The organism is Faecalicatena contorta (assembly GCF_021531995.1).
In the GTDB taxonomy this organism is placed as follows: domain Bacteria; phylum Bacillota; class Clostridia; order Lachnospirales; family Lachnospiraceae; genus Dorea_A; species Dorea_A contorta_A.
In genome coordinates, this window is record NZ_JAFBIZ010000304.1 from 1 (window position 1) to 519 (window position 519).

Consider the following 519-nt stretch of genomic DNA (forward strand, 5'->3'; position numbering starts at 1 on the left):
GCCGTTGGCAGTCCGTTTTTCTGGGAAATAATATCAAATGAGATTATATTGGAAGTTCCAGATATATATCTTTTCCTTCTTTAATTGAAATCACTACTTTTCCATGCTTGATGGTAGTAACAGCACCTGCTACATTTACTTCTACACCAGAGACATTTTCGTCAGATTCATCAGCTTCCGCTGCTTCGTCTTCCGATTCTTCTTCCGAAATTTCAGATACATCTTTAAAACCTTCTACATTATCTACAGTCAGTGGACATAAAGAATCACTTGTTTTTGTTAATTTTGCGCCCAGAACCTGTCCGATTTTTAAGCAACCATCCAGGTTAAGAAGTCCGGAATCTACAAGTTCATCAAAAATAGCCGGATCTTCCAGGTTTGCAGGCTCGATTGTAATACCACCTTCTGCTCTACAACATAATACTGCAGGATCATTCGCATGTTCTTTCGCTGTTTCAGCTGTGATTGACATATTTATTACCTCCTGAATTGACATGATCTTTATTCTCAGTATAGTTA

Annotated in this window: 1 pseudogene; it reads right to left on the reverse strand. The window is 38.0% G+C overall.

The window, feature by feature from the left end:
- Nucleotides 1-195: 195 nt before the first annotated feature.
- Nucleotides 196-472 (reverse strand): annotated as a pseudogene (locus JQM82_RS16075) (sugar transporter); the annotation flags it as partial.
- Between the last annotated feature and the right edge of the window lie 47 nt (nucleotides 473-519).